Source organism: Roseisolibacter sp. H3M3-2 (genome assembly GCF_029211165.1).
Lineage (GTDB): Bacteria > Gemmatimonadota > Gemmatimonadetes > Gemmatimonadales > Gemmatimonadaceae > Roseisolibacter.
In genome coordinates this window covers 1-701 of record NZ_JARGEK010000758.1, presented here as the reverse complement: position 1 = coordinate 701, position 701 = coordinate 1, and the positions used below count along the sequence as shown (strand labels likewise).

1 protein-coding gene and 1 pseudogene are annotated in these 701 nt (G+C 78.9%); both read right to left on the bottom strand.

Translation table 11 applies throughout. From position 1 onward, the window contains the following. Positions 1 to 431, bottom strand: a 431-nt coding sequence (locus PYV61_RS26235) for an FAD-dependent oxidoreductase (protein WP_275836838.1), incomplete at its 3' end; no start/stop codon positions are given. Continuing rightward, positions 428 to 701: pseudogene (locus PYV61_RS26230) on the bottom strand (DUF92 domain-containing protein); the annotation flags it as partial. The pseudogene PYV61_RS26230 and the gene PYV61_RS26235, both read right to left, overlap by 4 nt.

Here is a 701-nt window from a genome sequence, read left to right as displayed (position 1 = left end):
CGCGCGCCCTCGCGCACCCGGGCGGCGGCGTCGCGCGCGCGGTCGAGCAGCAGCGCGCCGAGCACGCGGCGGCGCACGCCGAGGCCGCGGTCGCGGAAGCCGCGGAAGCCATGGTGCGCCGCGTACTCGCCGTGGATCACGTCGCCCGACGGCGCGCGCACCAGCATCCCGGCGAGCGACGCGGCGCGCCCGTCCTCGAGCGTCGCCAGCGCGCCCATGCGGGCCAGCAGACGCGACGCCTGCGGGCTCAGGTACTCGGCGCACGTCTTGTCGCGCGGGAAGCGCGCCCGGTCGAGGACCAGCACGTCCACCCCCTCGGTCGCGAGCTGCCAGGCCGTCGAGGCGCCGGCGGGGCCGCCGCCGACCACGAGCACCTCCGCGTCGAGTCCCGCGCCCCGCGTCGTCGCGCCGCCCATCCCCACCCCCGTCATCCGGTCCGCGCGGCGAGCAGCGCCGCCGCGCCCCCCGCGAGCGCGCCGACGGCGCCGCAGAGCACGTTCACGGCGTCGTTCCCGAGCCCGGGGACGCCGCCCACGCGCACCGTGCGCGTGCCGCAGCCGTGCACTGCGCGCTCCGTGCCCGCGCCGCACGCGGGACACCGGCGGCGCTCCTGCAGCGTCGCGCCGGTGAGCATGGCCAGCGCGCCGACCGCGGTCTCGGCAAGTCGGAGGCCAAGCGGTCTTAGGAAGACAAATCGTGGT